Source organism: Leucobacter japonicus (assembly GCF_001273855.1).
Taxonomy (GTDB): Bacteria; Actinomycetota; Actinomycetes; order Actinomycetales; family Microbacteriaceae; genus Leucobacter; species Leucobacter japonicus.
This window is the reverse complement of record NZ_JHBX01000141.1, coordinates 218,525-233,463: the sequence shown is the minus strand read 5'-3', so window position 1 is coordinate 233,463 and position 14,939 is coordinate 218,525. Positions and strand designations below refer to the sequence as shown.

The following is a 14,939-nucleotide window of genomic DNA, read 5'->3' as shown; positions in this document are numbered from 1 at the left end:
CGAGTCAGGCGGGCAGGATCACCCGGGCGTCGTGCACCTCGTGCGTGCCGGGTGAGATCTCGCCCTCGAGCACCGCGAGCAGCAGCCGAGCGGCGGCTCGCCCGTACTCGCGCGCTCGCAGGTCGACCCCTACGACGCCGAGCGTGCCGGGCTCTGCGGCCATGGTCGCCATGATCAGCCCGCTGGCGGGGTCTGCGGCGAGCGCGCGGAGCACGAGGGTTTGCGCGACCCAGATCACGCTGTCGCACCCCGCTTCTCGTGCGGTGCGCAGCGTGCGGCGCAGGTCGTCTTCATCGGGGTCGAGACTCGAGCGCAGCACCGTCGACGTCGCACGGTGAGCGGCGCACCAGGCGGTGTATCCGCGGGTGACGTCGTGCGCCCAGGCGGGTTCGCGATCCTCGGGCAACCCGATGAGCGCCGGCGCACGCGCCCCCTGTGCGGCGATGCCATCGAGCACTTCGCCGACGAGCGAGGCGTGATCGGCGGCGATCCACGCGGCGACGCGGTCGCGGTCGTCGCCGCGGTACTCACCGACCGTGATGATCGGGGCCTGGGCGACGCGTTCGACCAGCGGCCCGAACGATGCCGGAGTCGGGTCGACGACGATGACGCCGTCGAGACTGGGGCGCCTCGCGCCGTCCGGTGCATCGGCCAGCAGCAGCAGGTCGCTGCCTGCTTCGGCCGCAGCGGAGGCCGCCCCGAATGCGAGCTCCATGTAGAACGAGAGTTCCCGCACATCACCCGGCACGCTCAGCCCGATCGCTCCGTGGCGGCCGCCCCGCAACCGCTGCGCCGCACGGTTCGACACGTACCCCATGCGCCGCGCTTCGGTGAGTACGCGATCGCGCGTCGAGTCCGAGACTCGGCCGCTTCCGTGCAGCGCGGCCGACACCGCCGTCTTCGAGATGCCGAGCGCGCGGGCGATGTCGATGATCGTGACCCCGGATTTCGCCATGACGACCAGTCTAGGCACGACGCTCAGGGGTCCGAGCTTGCGCAACGGCTCGCGCCGACGTATTCTTCAACGCAATGCGGGAACGTTCCCGCAAACCTCGCCGGAATCCCGAACCCGGCCGCACCACTTGACCGAGACGAAGGAGTCCCATGTCCGCCCATTCCCCCGCAGCGACCAGCGCTGCGACCCCGGCGAGCGGTCTCGCCGCACTCACCGGTCGAGTCGTATTTGGATTCGTCGGCACCTGGGTGTTCGCACTCATGGCAGCGAACCTCGTGCCGGTACTCATCGCGGCAATGCTCAAGGATCTCGGCATCGACATCGCCACAGCGGGCGCGCTCGCCACCGGCATGACCGCCGGCTCCGCCCTCGCGATGTTCGTCACGAACCGATTCATCGCCCGTGCCGATCGACCGAAGCTCGGTCGCATCGGCCTCGTGCTCATGGTGCTCGGGTACGGTCTGCCGTCGGCGATCCTCACCACCCCGACCGTGATGGTCGGCCTCATCGTGGGCGGCATCGGCGCCGGCATCATGATCGCGACAGGAACGGCCGCGGCCGCCTCGACCCGCAACCCCGACCGCACCGTCACGCTCATCATGGTGATCAACCGCCTCGGAGCCGCCGCCCTGCTCGCGATCGCCCCCATCTTCCACAACGACCTGCGCACCGTGCTGATCGTGATCACCGCGCTCGGTGTGCTCGGCCTGCTGCTGGCCGGCGGACTGCCGAACCTGCCCGCCAGCGCCCTCGAGGCCACGGACGCCATCTCGACCGCTGACGGCCGCGTGCGCCGCACCATCGGCACCGCGGCACTCGTCTTCGGCGTCTCGATTCTGCTCTGGTCGCTGACCGAAGACATGGTCTACTCGATGACCAGCGTGCTCGCGCAGCAGTCGGGCATCGACCCCGAGACGAACAGCGCGCTGCTCGCCGGCAAGGTGCTCGGCGGACTGGTCGGCGCACTGCTCGCCCCGGTCGCGCTGCGCTGGTTCGGGCGCAGCTGGTCGCTCGTCGGCATCATCGCTATCAGCACGGTCATGAAGTTCATCATGGTGACGAGCACCTCGCCGACCGCCTACATCGTCGGCATCCTCGTGTGGGGCGTCATGTACGGCGCCATCCTCGTGCTCTTCACCGGCCTCGCCGCGATCATGGACGTCACCGGTCGCACGGCCGTGCTCGTCTCCGGTTTCTACCTCGGCGGCGTCGCGTTCGGCCCGCTGGTCGGCGGCCAGCTCGTGGGTGTGCTCACGCCGCTGCAGTACGCCATCGTCGTCACCGTGCCGAGCGTGCTCTTCGCTGCAGCACTCTTCGTCATCGCTCGTCGCAACCGCAAGTTCGAGCAGGGCAACACCACCGCCGTGCCGGTCGCGCAGGCTGCAGCGGCCGGGGCCGCGCCGCGCGCCGGCGCCTCCGCCGCGCAGCAGTGACCGCCCACCGCACCGTCCCACGTTTGGAGCCAACCGCATGACCGCCCACACCGCCACCCCGATCGCCGACCGTCTCATCGTCGCCGAGCGCGTGCACACCTTCGCTTCCGGCACCGAGGACGCCGAGGCTGGTGAGGCGACGAGCATCGCCGTGCGCGACGGCCGAGTGCTCGCCGTCGGCACGCGCGACGAACTCGCCCAGCACGTCGACGCCACGACCATCGTTGAGGAGCACCCCAGTGCCACCGTCGTGCCGGGTCTCGTCGACGGGCACACGCACATCGTGTTCGGCCTCGAGCTCACGCGGGGAGTCGAGCTCACCGACCTCACCCTCGACGAGGCGCGGGATCGGCTCGCCGCCGCTGCCGCCGACGCCGCCCCCGGATCCTGGCTCTTCGGCTGGGGCACCGACCCGAACCTCTTCACCGAGACCGGGTTCACCGGCAAGCTCTTCGACGAGGCGACGGGCGGCCACCCCGCCTTCCTGCGGATGCGCGACGCGCACTCCGCCGTCGTCAACAGCGCCGGCATCGCGGCGTCGGGCCTCACCGGCCGCGAGACCTTCCCCGACGAGTCGGCCGTCGGCGTCGACGAGTCGGGCGAACCGACCGGCTACCTGCTCGAACTCGCCGCGATGAACGTGGTGCTCGAGCAGATTCCGGTCGAGTCGCACGAGGATCTTGCCGACCGACTCGAGGTCGTGCTGCGCGGCATGGCGTCAACCGGTATCACCGGCACGCATGTCATGGACTTCCATGCTGGCAGCCGCGAGGTGCTCGAAATTTTGGAGGCCCGCGGCGACCTGCCGATCCGGCTCCGCTTCTCGCCGATGGCCCTGCCGGGGTCGTCAGACGACGCACTCGCAGAGATCGCCGCACTGCAAGGCACGCACGGCCGCCGCTGGCGCGTCGAGGGCGTCAAGTTCATGATCGACGGCACCGTCGACAACGGGTCGGCCTGGCTGCACGAGCCCGACTGCTACGGGCAGGGGCGGCGTTCGATCTGGACCGATCCCGAAGCGTACCGCCGCGCCCTCCGCTTCTTCGCAGAGCGCGGGATCGCCACCGCCACACACGCGATCGGCGATCAGGGCGTCGCCTTCGTGCTCGACGCGATCGCATCGCTCGGAGAGATCGCGCAGCGCGCGGCGCACCGGATCGAGCACATCGAGACGATCCCCGACGCGACCGTGCCGCGCTTCGCTCAGCTCGGCGTCGCAGCGAGCATGCAACCGATTCACGGCACGCGCCACACGCGCGCCGACCGCAGCGACAACTGGTCGGTGCGGCTCGGCGACGAGCGCGCGTCGCACGGCTGGCGCTGCCGCGACATTCGCGATTCGGGTGCGGTGCTGGCACTCGGCAGCGACTGGCCGGTCACGCCCTATGACCCCCGGGTGATGATGGCCGAGGCGATCCTGCGCTACCCCGTGGCACGCCCCGAACTCGCGCCGATTCAGCCGGAGCAGGCGCTGACGGTGCGCCAGGCGCTCGAGGGGTATACCTCACAGGCGGCACGCGCGATCGGCTCGGCCGAGGAGGGCGTGATTCGCCCCGGCGCTCGCGCGGCGTTCACGGTGTTCAATGCCGACCCGCTCGCGCTCAGCGGCACCGAACTCGCCACCGTCGGGGTGGTCGGCACGTACGTCGACGGGGAGCCCGCGCACCGCGCGTGAGGTGCGGGGGCGTGCGTGTGCATGTACATGCCCCCCATACACGCACGCCCACCCACACCCACACCCACACCCACACCCACACCCACACCCCCCATCTCGCGGAGATTCAGCGAATCGCGGAACGAACTCGACGATTCGGTCCGCGATACCGTGAATCTCCGCTGATGTGGAGAGGCCGCTGACTGGGGTGAAGGCGCCGCGTACGTGCGGGGCGCAGGGCGGAGCCGCGCGAAAACCAACGCGAGCGCCCGCGCCTCACCCGAAGCGGCGCGCGCCCTCCTGAGCCATCACCGAGGGCGCCCCCGGGAAGTACTCGAGCACCCCGTCTGCGAGGTCGAACCCGACCGTGAGCAGGGTGGTCCACTGCTCGTGCAGGGGCTCTGCCGCATCAGGGCGGAAGCAGACCGGTGCCTCGGCGCCGTCGGCGCCGCACATCCCCGCAGCACGGCGCTCCATCGGCTGCCCCGCCATGCGTTCGCGCTGCGCACGTACGTGCGCGAGACGCACATAGGTCGTCGATTTGTCGCGCGTCGCCTCCCCCGGCAGCTGCGACTCCGCGATGAAGTTGTTCGTGTGCACGAGCCATCCATCAGCATCGGGACGCACCGCGGCGACGCGCTCCGGTGAGATCTCGAAGCACGCGGCGCGGTGCTCGGCGTCGGCAGCCGCGACGACGGTGAGCACCGTCGAAGCGCTCGCGGGCGCCGACGCGATGATCGCCTCGGCCTCGTCGACCGTGGTCGCCTCGTCGAGCACCCGCCGCGCGATCGCGTGCACGGGCACCCCGTTCACCCCGCGGTCGCTGGCGTGATGCAGGATGTTGAAGTGCACCCCGATGCCAGCGTCGTTGACCCCGATCTTGCCGAGCACGCCGAGCTCCGTGAACATCGTCACACGGCCGACACGGCGCTGCGCCTCAGCAACGTCGCCGCTGCGCTCCGGCACATCTGGCACATACGACATGATGAGCCCGACCCGGCAGAGGTGGGCATGCCAGTCCCAGGTCTGGATCGTCTCGGGCAGCCCGGCCCCACTCGGCGCGAACACCGCGGTCGAGCACTCGCCCTCGGTGTCTGGCGCCACGACGGCGAGCACCTCGGTGCGGGCGTTGAGCGCAGCCAGCTGCCACAGCGGCACTGAGGCGGCCTCGGCAGTCGCCGAGAGTTCGGCTGCAAGGTTCGGCGCCCAGGCGTCGAGTGCCGCGAAGCAGCTCAGCGCGATCTCGCGAACGCGATCCTGATCGACCCCGCGGATCTCGAAGAACCCGAGGTACCCGGCGACGCACTCGCGGATCTCGGCCGCGAAGCGCGAGCCGATCTCGGCGCCGCGCTCCGCGGGCCCGCGGCCGGAAACGGTGGTGGTGATGATGTCCAACGCGTATGTTCCTTACTTCGCTGCTTCGAGCAGCGCATCCCACATGACTTCCGAGGCGATCGCTCCGAGCGCCGTCGCGTTGACCGACAGGCGCCCGCGCGACGTCGCCGGCGAGACGGGCAGGTCGATCTCATCGGTGGTCACGGCGAACAGGGTGTCGCCGTCCATGTCGGTGTGGAACGGCTGGATGCCGCGATGCATAGAGCTGTGCACCTGCTTCGCGAACTGGTTCAGCTCGACCGTGTTCATCTTCACGTTCGTGACGAGCGCGCTGATCGTGGTGTTGCCCGCCTGCGTCTCGGCGGCGCGCTGCTCGGCGAACGCCTCGGCGTAGTCGTATACGGGGTGGCGTCGCTCGCCGGTGGCGGCGTCGTAGTTGCCGCGCACCACTTCGCCGCCACGGTTCATGATCACGCCGACCGGGTTGGGCACGACCACGGCGAGGATGCGCACGTCGCCGATCTGCCGGAACGCCGCCCCCTGACCGGTGAGCTCGGTGCGCTCCCAGTCGACCTTGCCGGCCGAAGCACTCATGCCTGCGCCGGCTCGCCCCTGGGCGAACTCGCCCTCGACAGCCCAGTCGAGCGCCGCGCGACCGAGCTCGCGGTCGGGGTAGACGGAGGTCGAACGCGCCGAGAAGTCGTAGATGATCGCGGACGAGACGAGCTGCAGTTCGGCGAACCCGGTGCGGTTTTCGAAGCGCTCGAGCAGCGCGTCGCCGACGCCGGCTCCCGCTTCGAGCCCGTAGACGGAACCGCCCGCGAGGCATATGGCGTGGTTGAAGTCGTATCCGCCGGCGAGGCCGACCGCTCCGCCGCGCGCGTCGACGGCGGTGCGGGCGCCGGCCGGGAGGTGGATCACCGTCGCGCCCGTGGGGCCCTCCTCGTAGTGCGCAGATCCGACGCGCACGCCCGGAAAGTCGAACCGCAGCCGCTCACGCCCCTCGCTGCGCACCGGCTGCAGCGCGAAGTCGGCATTGCCCGGGCCCCCGAAGACGGGGGCACCGGCGAGCCGGGGCTCGGGCGTGATCGCGAGGCCGGGGTCGATGTCGGCGAGGGCGTGGGTCGGTGCGGGGCGGGTGCCGTGCTCAGGCGAAGTGGTCACAGGGTCTCCAGAAGTCGTTGCGAATAGGGGTGTGCGGGTGCCGCGAAGAACTCCGCGGTCGGAGCGGTCTCGACGAGGTCGCCTCGGAACAGCACGGCGACGCGGTCGGCGACGCGCTCCACGGCGCCGAGGTCGTGCGAGATGAAGAGGGCGCCGAACCGGTGCTCCTGCTGCAGTTCGCGCACGAGCGAGAGGATCTGCAGCTGCACCGCGACGTCGAGCGCGCTGACCGCCTCGTCGAACACGATGAAGCGGGGCTCGGTGATAAGGGCGCGGGCGACGGAGACGCGCTGGCGCTGGCCGCCCGAGAGTTCGTGCGGGTAGCGGTCGGCGAAGTCGGGGTTCAGACCGACCTGCTCGAGCATCTGCCCGACGCGAGCGCGCTGCTGCTCGCGTCCGAGATCGCGACGGGCGACGGTGAGCGGCTCGCGCACCGATTCGCCGACGCGGCGGCGCGGGTTCAGCGACCAGTGCGGGTGCTGCAGCACGGCCTGAATCTTGCCGGCGGTGGCCTTGCGCGAGCGGGTCAGGGGTGCACCGAGGAGGCGCACTGATCCGCTGTCGGGTGCCCGCAGGCCGAGGGCGACGGCCGCGGTGGTCGTCTTGCCCGATCCCGACTCGCCCACGAGGCCGAGCGTCTCGCCCGGGTCGACGTGCAGGCTGACATCGTTCATCGCGCGCACGGTGCGACGCTTCGCCCCGGCACCACTGGTGAACTCGACCCGCACATCATGCAGTTCGAGCACGGGGCCCGTCGGTGATTCAGTCATCGAGTCTCCTCCGTTGCGGTGCGCTGAGGCCGCTCGCGACCGGGGATCGCGGCGACGAGCACTTTCGTGTACTCCGCTTCGGGGGCGTCGAGCACCCGCGCGGTCGGCCCGGCTTCGACGATGGCGCCGCGGTGCATCACGACGACGCGATCGCACCAGCGGCGCACGGCGCCGAGGTCGTGACTGATCCAGATGAGGCTCGCACCGCTGCGCCGCACGAACCCGACGATGAGGTCGAGAATCTCGTCGCGCACCTGCGCATCGAGCGAGGCGGTGGGCTCATCGGCGATGAGGATCCGCGGCTCGCGCGCCATGGTCAGCGCGATGGCGATGCGCTGCGCCATGCCGCCCGACACCTCGTGCGGGAAGAGCCGCAGCACGCGCTCGGGTTCGAGGATCTTGACGCTCTCGAGCAGCGCGATGAGTGACGCGACATCGGTCGGGCGACCGAGCGGGCGGAGCGCGAGTTCGAGCTGGCGCTGCACCCGCATGGTGGGGTCGAGCGAGGCGATGGGATCCTGCGGAATGAACCCCAGCGACTCGCGTCGCACCGTGCGGATCGCATCGGGTCCAAGCGCCGCGAGATCTTGGCCGAGCACGTTCACCGTTCCCGCGGTGATGTGGCACGCACGCGGCAACAGGCGCCCGATGGCCTGCGACACGGTCGACTTGCCCGATCCCGATTCCCCGACGATCGCCACGAGCTCTCCGGGCGCAATGTCGAGGGAGACGTCGTCGAGCGCGCGCGTCACCCCGAGACGGGTGCGGTACTCGGCGCTCAAGCCAGTGATCGAGACGGCGGAGTGTTGCGTGGTCATACGAGGCTCCTCGTCTCGCGGGGATCGAGTCGATCCCGCAGGGTGTCGCCGATGAGATTGATCGCGAGGATCGCGACGACCAGCACCGACGCGGGGGCGAAGAGCAGCCACGGCGCCTGCACCATGTAGCTCGCGCCCTCTTGAATCAGCAGGCCGAGCGATGACTGCGGCAGTTGCACGCCGTACCCGAGGAAGCTCAGGCCGCCCTCGACGAGAATGCCGACGGAGAGCGCGTACGTGCCCTGCACCGCGATGGTGCCGCTGATGTTGGGGAGCAGGTGCCGCACCAGGATCACGGGCGCCGACACCCCGCTGATTTTCGCGGTCGTGACGAAGTCGCGCTTCGCCACGGCCATCGATGCGGCACTGACCATGCGCGTCATGAGCGGCACGGTGACGAGCACGATGCTCGCGAGCGCGGCGAGCTGCCCGGGGCCGACGACGGCGGCGATGAGGATCGCCAGCACGATCGACGGGAACGAGTAGAGCACGTCGACGAACCGCATCACGCCCTCGCGAGTCCAGCCGCCGAGGTAGCCGGCGACCATGCCGAGCAGCACGCTGATCACGGCGGTACACAGCACCGCGATCGCCGACAGCACGAGGGTGGTACCGATGCCCTCGAGCAGGCGGGCGAGCACGGAGCGGCCCAGCGCGTCGGTGCCGAGCAGGTACGCGGTCGACGGCGGGCTGAGACGCGGGCCCACGATTTTCGCGGGCTCGCCGGCGAACGGCACCACGGCCGCGACGATGGCGACGCCGACGATCAGGGCGAGCGCCGTCACCGCGGTGACGAAGAGCGCGTCGCGCGGAGGCCGCGGGGCCGCCGGCCGCTTGCGCCGCACGAGCGGCAGCGAATAGGTCGTCATGAGCTGGCCTTCCCGGTGACGGCGACGCGCGGATCGAGCGCGCTGGTGATGAGGTCGAGCACGAGGCTGACCACGATGAACACCGTGGCAGCGAACAGCACGGACGCCTGCACGACGGCGAAGTCGCGGCGGTCGAGACCGGTCACCATGAAGGAGCCGAGCCCGGGCACGTTGAAGATCGTCTCCACGATCACGGCGCCACCGAGCAAATAGGCGGTGATGGTGGCGAGCAGAGTCAGGATCGGGATGCCCGCGTTGCGGATCACGTGGTGCCGCACGATGTGCCACGGTGTCTCCCCGCGTGCCACCGCCGCCGCGATGTGCGGCTCGACGAGCACGTTCATCACGGCGTCTCGGGTAGTGCGGGCCGAGGCGGCGACGCAGAACACGGAGAGCACGATCGCCGGGAGCAGCAGGGCCTGGAACGTCGGGCCGAACCCGGTGCCGATGTTCGAGAACCCGCCGACCTGAATGCCGAGCGCGAGTCGCGAGAACACGAAGACCACGACACTGCCGAGCACGAACTCGGGCACGCTGATGCCGATGCCCGACACGAGGCGCCCGACCGCTCCGCCCTGCTTGGCTCCGGATCGCACCCCCGTCCACACGCCGAGTGGAATGCCGATGAGCAGCGTGATGACGAGCGCCATCACCGTCAGCAGCGAGGTCACGGGGATGCGCTTCGCGAGTTCGTCGACGACGGGATTCTGGGTGACGAACGACGTGCCGAGATCACCGGTGACGATCTGCCCGATCCAGGCGAAGTACTGGATCACGATGGGCTGATCCAACCCGTACGCCGCGGCGAGCGCCGCACGCTCCTCGGGCGAAGCGAGCGGCCCCAGAATGATGTCCTCGTAGCTGCCCGGCATGAGCCGCACGGCGGCGAAGATCAGGATGGACACGCCGAGCAGGGTGATGAGCGCGCTCACCACCCGCCCGGCGGACCAGCGAAGTGTCTGCAGCATGCGCGATTACTCGCCCGCGATCCGGTACTCCGCGATGTTGCGGAGGATGTCGCCGTAGCCCTCATTGCTCTGAATGGTGGGGCTCACGCTCGCGGTGTCGAACCCGATGATCGAGGGCCGGTGCACGAGCGGCACGATCTCGGAGTACTCGTCGGCGGTGGCGCAGAGGTCGGTGAGTACCTCGGCGCGCTCATCGGCGTCGGTGGTCTCGGCGCCGCGCTGGATGAGCTGGTTCAGATCGTCGTGCACGCCCGTGAAGCCGACGTTGAAGCCCGCCTGCTCGGGGTTCCACCACTTGGTCACCATCGACGGGTCGACGTAGCCGGCGAACCAGCCGAGCGAGAGATCGAAGTCTCCCGGCTGCGCGGTGAAGACCCGGGCGTTGTAGGTCGCCGTGTCGTACTGCTCGATCTCGACGGTGACCCCGATCTCGGCGAGCTGCTGCTGCACGAGCTGGGCGATCTGGCCCATCACGGGTTCGGACGTGTAGACGAGCAGGCTCAGCTTCGTGTCGCCGGCTCCTGACTGCTCGATGATCTGCTTGGCGTCATCGAGGCTCGCCTGCTCGGAGGGCAGGCTGTCGACCGCACACGCGCCGGGCAGGTTCGAGGGGGTGACGCCGGTGGGGCTCGTCTGCCCGGCGAACACGATGTCGGCGATGGCCTGGCGGTCGATCGCGGTGTTGATCGCGAACCGCACGTCTTGATCTTGCAGCGGCGAATCGGCGACCTGCGAGTTCACGTTGAGGTAGTAGAAGTCGCTCTGGGTCTGGTTGACGACCTTCACGTTGCTCGCGTCGCCGAGCTGCGTCAACGCGTCGATGCTCACGAAGTTCGCGAGCCCGGCGCTGCCTTCACGAAGCGCGGCCTGACGCGTCGTCTCTTGATCGACGATCTGCAGGTCGAGCGTCTGCACCGCGAGGTCGTCGCCGCCGTGCCAGTCGGGGTTCGCGGTGAACGTCCACGACTCGTCTTGCCGGTGATCGCCGACCACGTAGGGGCCGGTGCCGAGCATCGTCGTCTTCAGGTCGAGGCTGCCGTCGGTCACCTCTTGCATGGGCAGGATCGCTGCGGGCGTGTTGGCGAGTGCCGCGAGGAAGGGCGCGTACGGGCTCGACAGCTTGACCGTCACCTGGTCGTCACCGGTCGCGGTGATCGATTCGACCGGCCCCATCTGCCCCGACCACACGCTCATGCTGTCGACCTGCCGCTGCAGGCTGCCGACGACGTCGGCCGGAGTCAGCGCGCGCCCGTTGGAGAACGTGGCATCCGTGTCGATCGTGAAGACGTAGGTCGTGTCGTCGGGCTGCTCCCACGACGTGGCGAGCTGCGGCGCGATCTCGAAGTTCTCGTCGGTGGTCACGAGCGTTTCGTAGACGAGGCCCATGATGCTCCAGGAGCGCGCGGTCTGCGCGGTCGCGGGATCAAGGCCGTCAGCCTCGCTCGTGTCGTAGTCGAGCTGCACGGTGAGCTCGCCCTGAGCGGTCAGCGCGTCATCGGCGACGGCGAGGAACCCGGGTGCGGCTTCTTCCTGCTCGGTCTGGCCGGCTCCGGCCTCGGGTGCGGCGCACGAGCTGAGCACGCAGGCCAGGCCCAGTGCGAGCGCGGCGCCGGCGGCTCCCCGCGTTCGGGTACGTGAGAGTTTCATCACCGTTCTGACTCCTTCGACAACTGTGGCGAGCGCGGGCCGCTGCAGTGCGGCTGCGCCGGGACGACGCAGCGATGCGGAGCGTCCTGGGTCATCAACGTACAGACACAAATCGTTTTATGCAATCTCGTAATCGAATTGTCATCGAATGCGCATTAATCGATTTGTGCCCCGATTTCGCGCTAGTGTCGTGAGCGGATCTCAAGGAGGAAGCATGGCCGGTCGCCGCAACGTCACGATCAAGGACGTCGCCGCACGCGCGGGGGTCTCGATCACCGCGGTCTCGCACGCTCTCAATGACAAGGGCACCCTCTCTGACGAGACCCGGGCACGGGTGCAGCGGGTCGCCCTCGAGATGGGGTACCAGGCAGACGCGCTCGCTCGCGGACTCCGGCGATCCCCCATCGGCGTGATCGGCATCGTGCTGCGCCCGCTCGACGCGCTCGCGAACTACAGCCCGCCCGGCGTTGACTACTTCCTCCGTTTTTCGGGCGCGGCCGCCGTCAGCGCACTCGATCACGGGCTCAGCCTCATGCAGGTCGCCGACCTCGTAAAGGGGCCCGTCACGCCACTCGCGTTCTCGCTCGACGGCTACGTCGTCACCGACCCGGTGCGCAACGATCCCGTCGTCGAACTCCTCGAGAGCCGCAGCATCCCCTACGTGACGCTCGGCCGTGACCCCGGCAAACCCGACGCCGAGAATTGGGTCGCCTCCGATGACACCGCCGCCACGCGACTCGCGCTCGATCACCTCGCCGCGGAGGGGGCGCGCAGTGTCGCCTTCGTCGGCGGTACCGACGACAACTCATGGAACTCCGATGCCGAGGCGGCTTACCTGGCCTGGTGCGCCGAGCGGGGCGACTCCCCCCGCATCTCCCGGGTCGCCGAGGGGCTGGGTGAAGCCGGCGGGCGATCACTCGTTCCGTCGCTGCTCGTAGACGGAGCACCCGACGCGATCTACTCACTCACCGGTCGGCACGCCGCCGGCATTCAAGAGGCAATGCGCGAGCACGGGCTCATCGCTCCGACGCACTATCTGCTCGCGTGCGGCACGGATGCCGCTCAGACGCGCACGGCCGAGCCACCCATCACCGCGATCGATCTGCGACCCGAGACGCTCGCCCGCGAGACCGTCGCGCTCCTCGCACAGATCACCCGAGGGGAGCAGCCCGAGGGACGCCGACTCGTGCCGTCGGAGTTGATCGTGCGACGCTCATCACAGCGCGACGCATGAGATCCGTGCGCTAGCCGCGCGTCCCCTCGGGGCATGTCACCCCGACCGTACCCATGAGGTCCGCCACGTCTGGGTGCCGGTGATCCCCCTCGCGCAGATCGCGCTGCACGCGAGCGTGCACGTCGGTCGGCATGTCTTGACTCAGCTTGAACATCGCCGACTCGGTTTCGATATCGATCGTGAACGACACGACGCCGGCCAAGATCTTCTCGAACACATGCGTCGATTCTGTCGGATCCCATGGCTGTGCGCGCGCTCCCTCGAGCTGCGCGACGGTCCGCTCGACCACTGCAAGGTTCTCGGCCGGCTCCTCGAGCACCGTCACGCGCCCGGTGAGGTGCACGGTGGCGTAGTCGAGCGTCGGCACTGCGGGGGTGAACTCGTACGCGCTGGGCGAGACGTACGCGTGCGACGAGGCGAAGACGAGCAGCACCTGAGGCTGCTCGGCGAAGAGCTTCCAGTGCTCGTTCGCTCGCCCAATATGCCCCCACATGCGCGTGCCGACCAGCGTCTCCCCCGGCGCGACACCGGGCGGAAACACGATGGGCGTGTGTGTGGCAACTGGCGCGCCCGCGGTCGACGTGGTGACGACGGCGAAGGGGTGATCCCGCACGAACTCGGCGATCGCGCGCCCCGACGGCGCGACGTAACTGGGGTAGGTATGCATGCGGCGACTCCTTGCGGCCGGGCGCGAGCACCGGGCTCGTCCCTGAGCGTGTAACTGCGGTGTGCCAGTCAGCCTAGGGAAGTAAAACGATTTATGCCAGCCCGAGACGGCTCGATGTGATGACTCGGCCCCGACGCGTGCACCGAAGCGCGGAGATTCAGGAACTCGCGGACCGATTCGTTCAATTCGGTCCGCGATCCCCTGAATCTCCGCGGTTCAGGCAGCTGGCGCAGCCAAGCCCACACGCGCAGCCAAGCCAGCCGGCGCAGCGGGGGCGGATCGCCGCCACCCGCACCCCCTAAGCGGTGAGCACGCGCCACTCGCCGTGCTCTGCCTCGGGCGGCATGCCGTCGAAAATGCGGATGGTGCGCACATCGGGATCGGTCACCACCGTGGCGAGTGTCGCCCACCGGTCGCCGTACCCCTTCGACATGTCTGGCACGCAGGTGAGCGGCGGCTGCCCTGCGTCCGAAAGCAGCAGACGCACGAGTTCCGCCGCCGACTGTGGCACGGCGTCGGCAAGTCGCTCGCGCACCAGTGCGAGACGCTCCGATGAATCGGGCTCGTAGAGAGCCGTCTTCTGTCGAGACAGTGGCTCGGCAGCCTGGAAATGGTTGGTGCGCTGCACGGAGCCCGCGACTTCGTCAATCTCGAAGACGCCTACGGGGCTGATTTCGAGCGAGACGGCACGGGCCCCGTCGAGCAGCGTGAACGAGGACGACGACCCGATGGGGGCGGCGCGCACCAGCGCGATGGCCTCGTCGACGGTCGCGCACTCAGAGAGAACGACGCTGGAGAGCAGGTGCATGGGCACTCCGTCGGGGCCGTCGGCCTCGTGCCCGAGGATGTTGAAGTGGAGAGCGAGCCCCGCTTCGTTCACACCGATCTTCGAGAGGATCCCCTGCTCGGTCAGCCCCACATAGGTGTACACCGCACCCGACACCCGCTGCGTATGCCAGTACGGGTCGAGCTCGATGTGCCAGTCCCACGTCTGCACGCCGAGCCGGTGCCCTCCGAGCTGCGCGGTCACCGTCGAGCACTCGCTGGCCCCGTGGGTGCCGAGCGCGATGAGCTCGGTGCGGGCGTTCAGCGCGACGATGGCGGCGAACGGCACCGCGGCGGCCTCCGCGACGCCGCGAAGCTCCTCAAGCAGCTCGGGGCGCCACACCTCGACAGCGGTCACCACGCGCTCCACGCCGGAGGCTTCGAGTTCCTCGGTCACGCCGAGCGTGCGGAACAGTTCCGCATACTTGGCGTAGGCGCCGGAGAGGGTGTCTCGCAGCGCCGCCCCGCGGTGCGCCCCGCGGTCGCGGGCGGTCGCTCCGGTGACGTCGATGTGGAGACGGTCGGGTGTTGCATTCATGCGCAGTGCTTTCTGGGTGGCGGGTGTGTGTGTCGCGGTAGTCGTGCACCGCGCGGTCTGGT

Annotated in this window: 13 protein-coding genes; 3 read left to right on the top strand and 10 right to left on the bottom strand. The window is 69.4% G+C overall.

The window, feature by feature from the left end:
• Nucleotides 1-4: 4 nt before the first annotated feature.
• A complete protein-coding gene (locus AMS67_RS14160) occupies nucleotides 5-955 on the bottom strand; it encodes a LacI family DNA-binding transcriptional regulator (RefSeq protein ID WP_053387940.1) in 951 nt (316 codons plus the stop codon).
• A 149-nt stretch (nucleotides 956-1,104) separates the two neighbouring features.
• Here AMS67_RS14160 and AMS67_RS14155 point away from each other — a divergent pair, with 149 nt between their 5' ends.
• Both AMS67_RS14155 and AMS67_RS14150 read left to right on the top strand, forming a co-directional pair.
• Nucleotides 1,105-2,388, top strand: coding sequence for an MFS transporter (locus tag AMS67_RS14155; protein ID WP_241488096.1), 1,284 nt, complete (start codon nucleotides 1,105-1,107; stop codon nucleotides 2,386-2,388).
• A 37-nt stretch (nucleotides 2,389-2,425) separates the two neighbouring features.
• Nucleotides 2,426-4,063 carry an amidohydrolase gene (locus AMS67_RS14150; RefSeq protein WP_053387939.1) on the top strand — a complete coding sequence of 546 codons (1,638 nt, stop codon included), beginning with the start codon at nucleotides 2,426-2,428 and terminating at the stop codon, nucleotides 4,061-4,063.
• A gap of 255 nt (nucleotides 4,064-4,318) precedes the next feature.
• Here AMS67_RS14150 and AMS67_RS14145 read toward each other — a convergent pair whose 3' ends face one another.
• Genes AMS67_RS14145 through AMS67_RS14115 form a run of 7 tightly spaced genes read right to left on the bottom strand, consistent with a single transcriptional unit; the run spans nucleotide 4,319 to nucleotide 11,613 of the window.
• Complete coding sequence (locus AMS67_RS14145) at nucleotides 4,319-5,437, bottom strand: C45 family autoproteolytic acyltransferase/hydrolase (protein WP_053387938.1); 1,119 nt, start codon at nucleotides 5,435-5,437, stop codon at nucleotides 4,319-4,321.
• A gap of 12 nt (nucleotides 5,438-5,449) precedes the next feature.
• Entirely contained in the window at nucleotides 5,450-6,541 is a 1,092-nt protein-coding gene (locus tag AMS67_RS14140) for an endo-type 6-aminohexanoate oligomer hydrolase (protein ID WP_082305530.1), read from the bottom strand.
• Nucleotides 6,538-7,311 carry an ABC transporter ATP-binding protein gene (locus tag AMS67_RS14135; RefSeq protein WP_053387937.1) on the bottom strand — a complete coding sequence of 258 codons (774 nt, stop codon included), beginning with the start codon at nucleotides 7,309-7,311 and terminating at the stop codon, nucleotides 6,538-6,540. Before AMS67_RS14135 ends, AMS67_RS14140 begins: the two co-directional genes overlap by 4 nt.
• Nucleotides 7,308-8,129 carry an ABC transporter ATP-binding protein gene (locus AMS67_RS14130; RefSeq protein ID WP_053387936.1) on the bottom strand — a complete coding sequence of 274 codons (822 nt, stop codon included), beginning with the start codon at nucleotides 8,127-8,129 and terminating at the stop codon, nucleotides 7,308-7,310. The genes AMS67_RS14135 and AMS67_RS14130 overlap by 4 nt, the downstream gene beginning before the upstream one ends.
• A complete protein-coding gene (locus tag AMS67_RS14125) occupies nucleotides 8,126-8,998 on the bottom strand; it encodes an ABC transporter permease (RefSeq protein WP_053387935.1) in 873 nt (290 codons plus the stop codon). Before AMS67_RS14125 ends, AMS67_RS14130 begins: the two co-directional genes overlap by 4 nt.
• The gene (locus AMS67_RS14120; protein ID WP_053387934.1) at nucleotides 8,995-9,966 is read right to left on the bottom strand and encodes an ABC transporter permease; all 972 of its coding nucleotides are present in this window, start codon (nucleotides 9,964-9,966) and stop codon (nucleotides 8,995-8,997) included. Before AMS67_RS14120 ends, AMS67_RS14125 begins: the two co-directional genes overlap by 4 nt.
• A gap of 6 nt (nucleotides 9,967-9,972) precedes the next feature.
• Nucleotides 9,973-11,613 (bottom strand): ABC transporter substrate-binding protein, encoded by a 1,641-nt coding sequence (locus tag AMS67_RS14115; RefSeq protein WP_241488095.1) that lies wholly within the window; start codon nucleotides 11,611-11,613, stop codon nucleotides 9,973-9,975.
• A gap of 214 nt (nucleotides 11,614-11,827) precedes the next feature.
• Between AMS67_RS14115 and AMS67_RS14110 the strand changes: the two genes are divergently transcribed.
• On the top strand, nucleotides 11,828-12,847 hold the full coding sequence (locus tag AMS67_RS14110) for a LacI family DNA-binding transcriptional regulator (protein ID WP_053387932.1): 1,020 nt from the start codon (nucleotides 11,828-11,830) through the stop codon (nucleotides 12,845-12,847).
• A gap of 10 nt (nucleotides 12,848-12,857) precedes the next feature.
• Here AMS67_RS14110 and AMS67_RS14105 read toward each other — a convergent pair whose 3' ends face one another.
• Both AMS67_RS14105 and AMS67_RS14100 read right to left on the bottom strand, forming a co-directional pair.
• Complete coding sequence (locus tag AMS67_RS14105) at nucleotides 12,858-13,514, bottom strand: FMN-binding negative transcriptional regulator (RefSeq protein WP_053387931.1); 657 nt, start codon at nucleotides 13,512-13,514, stop codon at nucleotides 12,858-12,860.
• Between the two features lie 298 nt (nucleotides 13,515-13,812).
• Nucleotides 13,813-14,877 carry a C45 family autoproteolytic acyltransferase/hydrolase gene (locus tag AMS67_RS14100; protein WP_053387930.1) on the bottom strand — a complete coding sequence of 355 codons (1,065 nt, stop codon included), beginning with the start codon at nucleotides 14,875-14,877 and terminating at the stop codon, nucleotides 13,813-13,815.
• Nucleotides 14,878-14,939: the final 62 nt, after the last annotated feature.

What these genes read in the sequence shown, in the direction of transcription:
- AMS67_RS14125 (WP_053387935.1), bottom strand. Translation starts at nt 8,998, where the DNA reads ATGACGACCTATTCGCTGCCGCTCGTGCGGCGCAAGCGGCCGGCGGCC.
- AMS67_RS14120 (WP_053387934.1), bottom strand. Translation starts at nt 9,966, where the DNA reads ATGCTGCAGACACTTCGCTGGTCCGCCGGGCGGGTGGTGAGCGCGCTC.
- AMS67_RS14105 (WP_053387931.1), bottom strand. Translation starts at nt 13,514, where the DNA reads ATGCATACCTACCCCAGTTACGTCGCGCCGTCGGGGCGCGCGATCGCC.
- AMS67_RS14155 (WP_241488096.1), top strand. Translation starts at nt 1,105, where the DNA reads ATGTCCGCCCATTCCCCCGCAGCGACCAGCGCTGCGACCCCGGCGAGC.
- AMS67_RS14135 (WP_053387937.1), bottom strand. Translation starts at nt 7,311, where the DNA reads ATGACTGAATCACCGACGGGCCCCGTGCTCGAACTGCATGATGTGCGG.
- AMS67_RS14130 (WP_053387936.1), bottom strand. Translation starts at nt 8,129, where the DNA reads ATGACCACGCAACACTCCGCCGTCTCGATCACTGGCTTGAGCGCCGAG.
- AMS67_RS14150 (WP_053387939.1), top strand. Translation starts at nt 2,426, where the DNA reads ATGACCGCCCACACCGCCACCCCGATCGCCGACCGTCTCATCGTCGCC.
- AMS67_RS14160 (WP_053387940.1), bottom strand. Translation starts at nt 955, where the DNA reads ATGGCGAAATCCGGGGTCACGATCATCGACATCGCCCGCGCGCTCGGC.
- AMS67_RS14115 (WP_241488095.1), bottom strand. Translation starts at nt 11,613, where the DNA reads ATGAAACTCTCACGTACCCGAACGCGGGGAGCCGCCGGCGCCGCGCTC.
- AMS67_RS14100 (WP_053387930.1), bottom strand. Translation starts at nt 14,877, where the DNA reads ATGAATGCAACACCCGACCGTCTCCACATCGACGTCACCGGAGCGACC.
- AMS67_RS14110 (WP_053387932.1), top strand. Translation starts at nt 11,828, where the DNA reads ATGGCCGGTCGCCGCAACGTCACGATCAAGGACGTCGCCGCACGCGCG.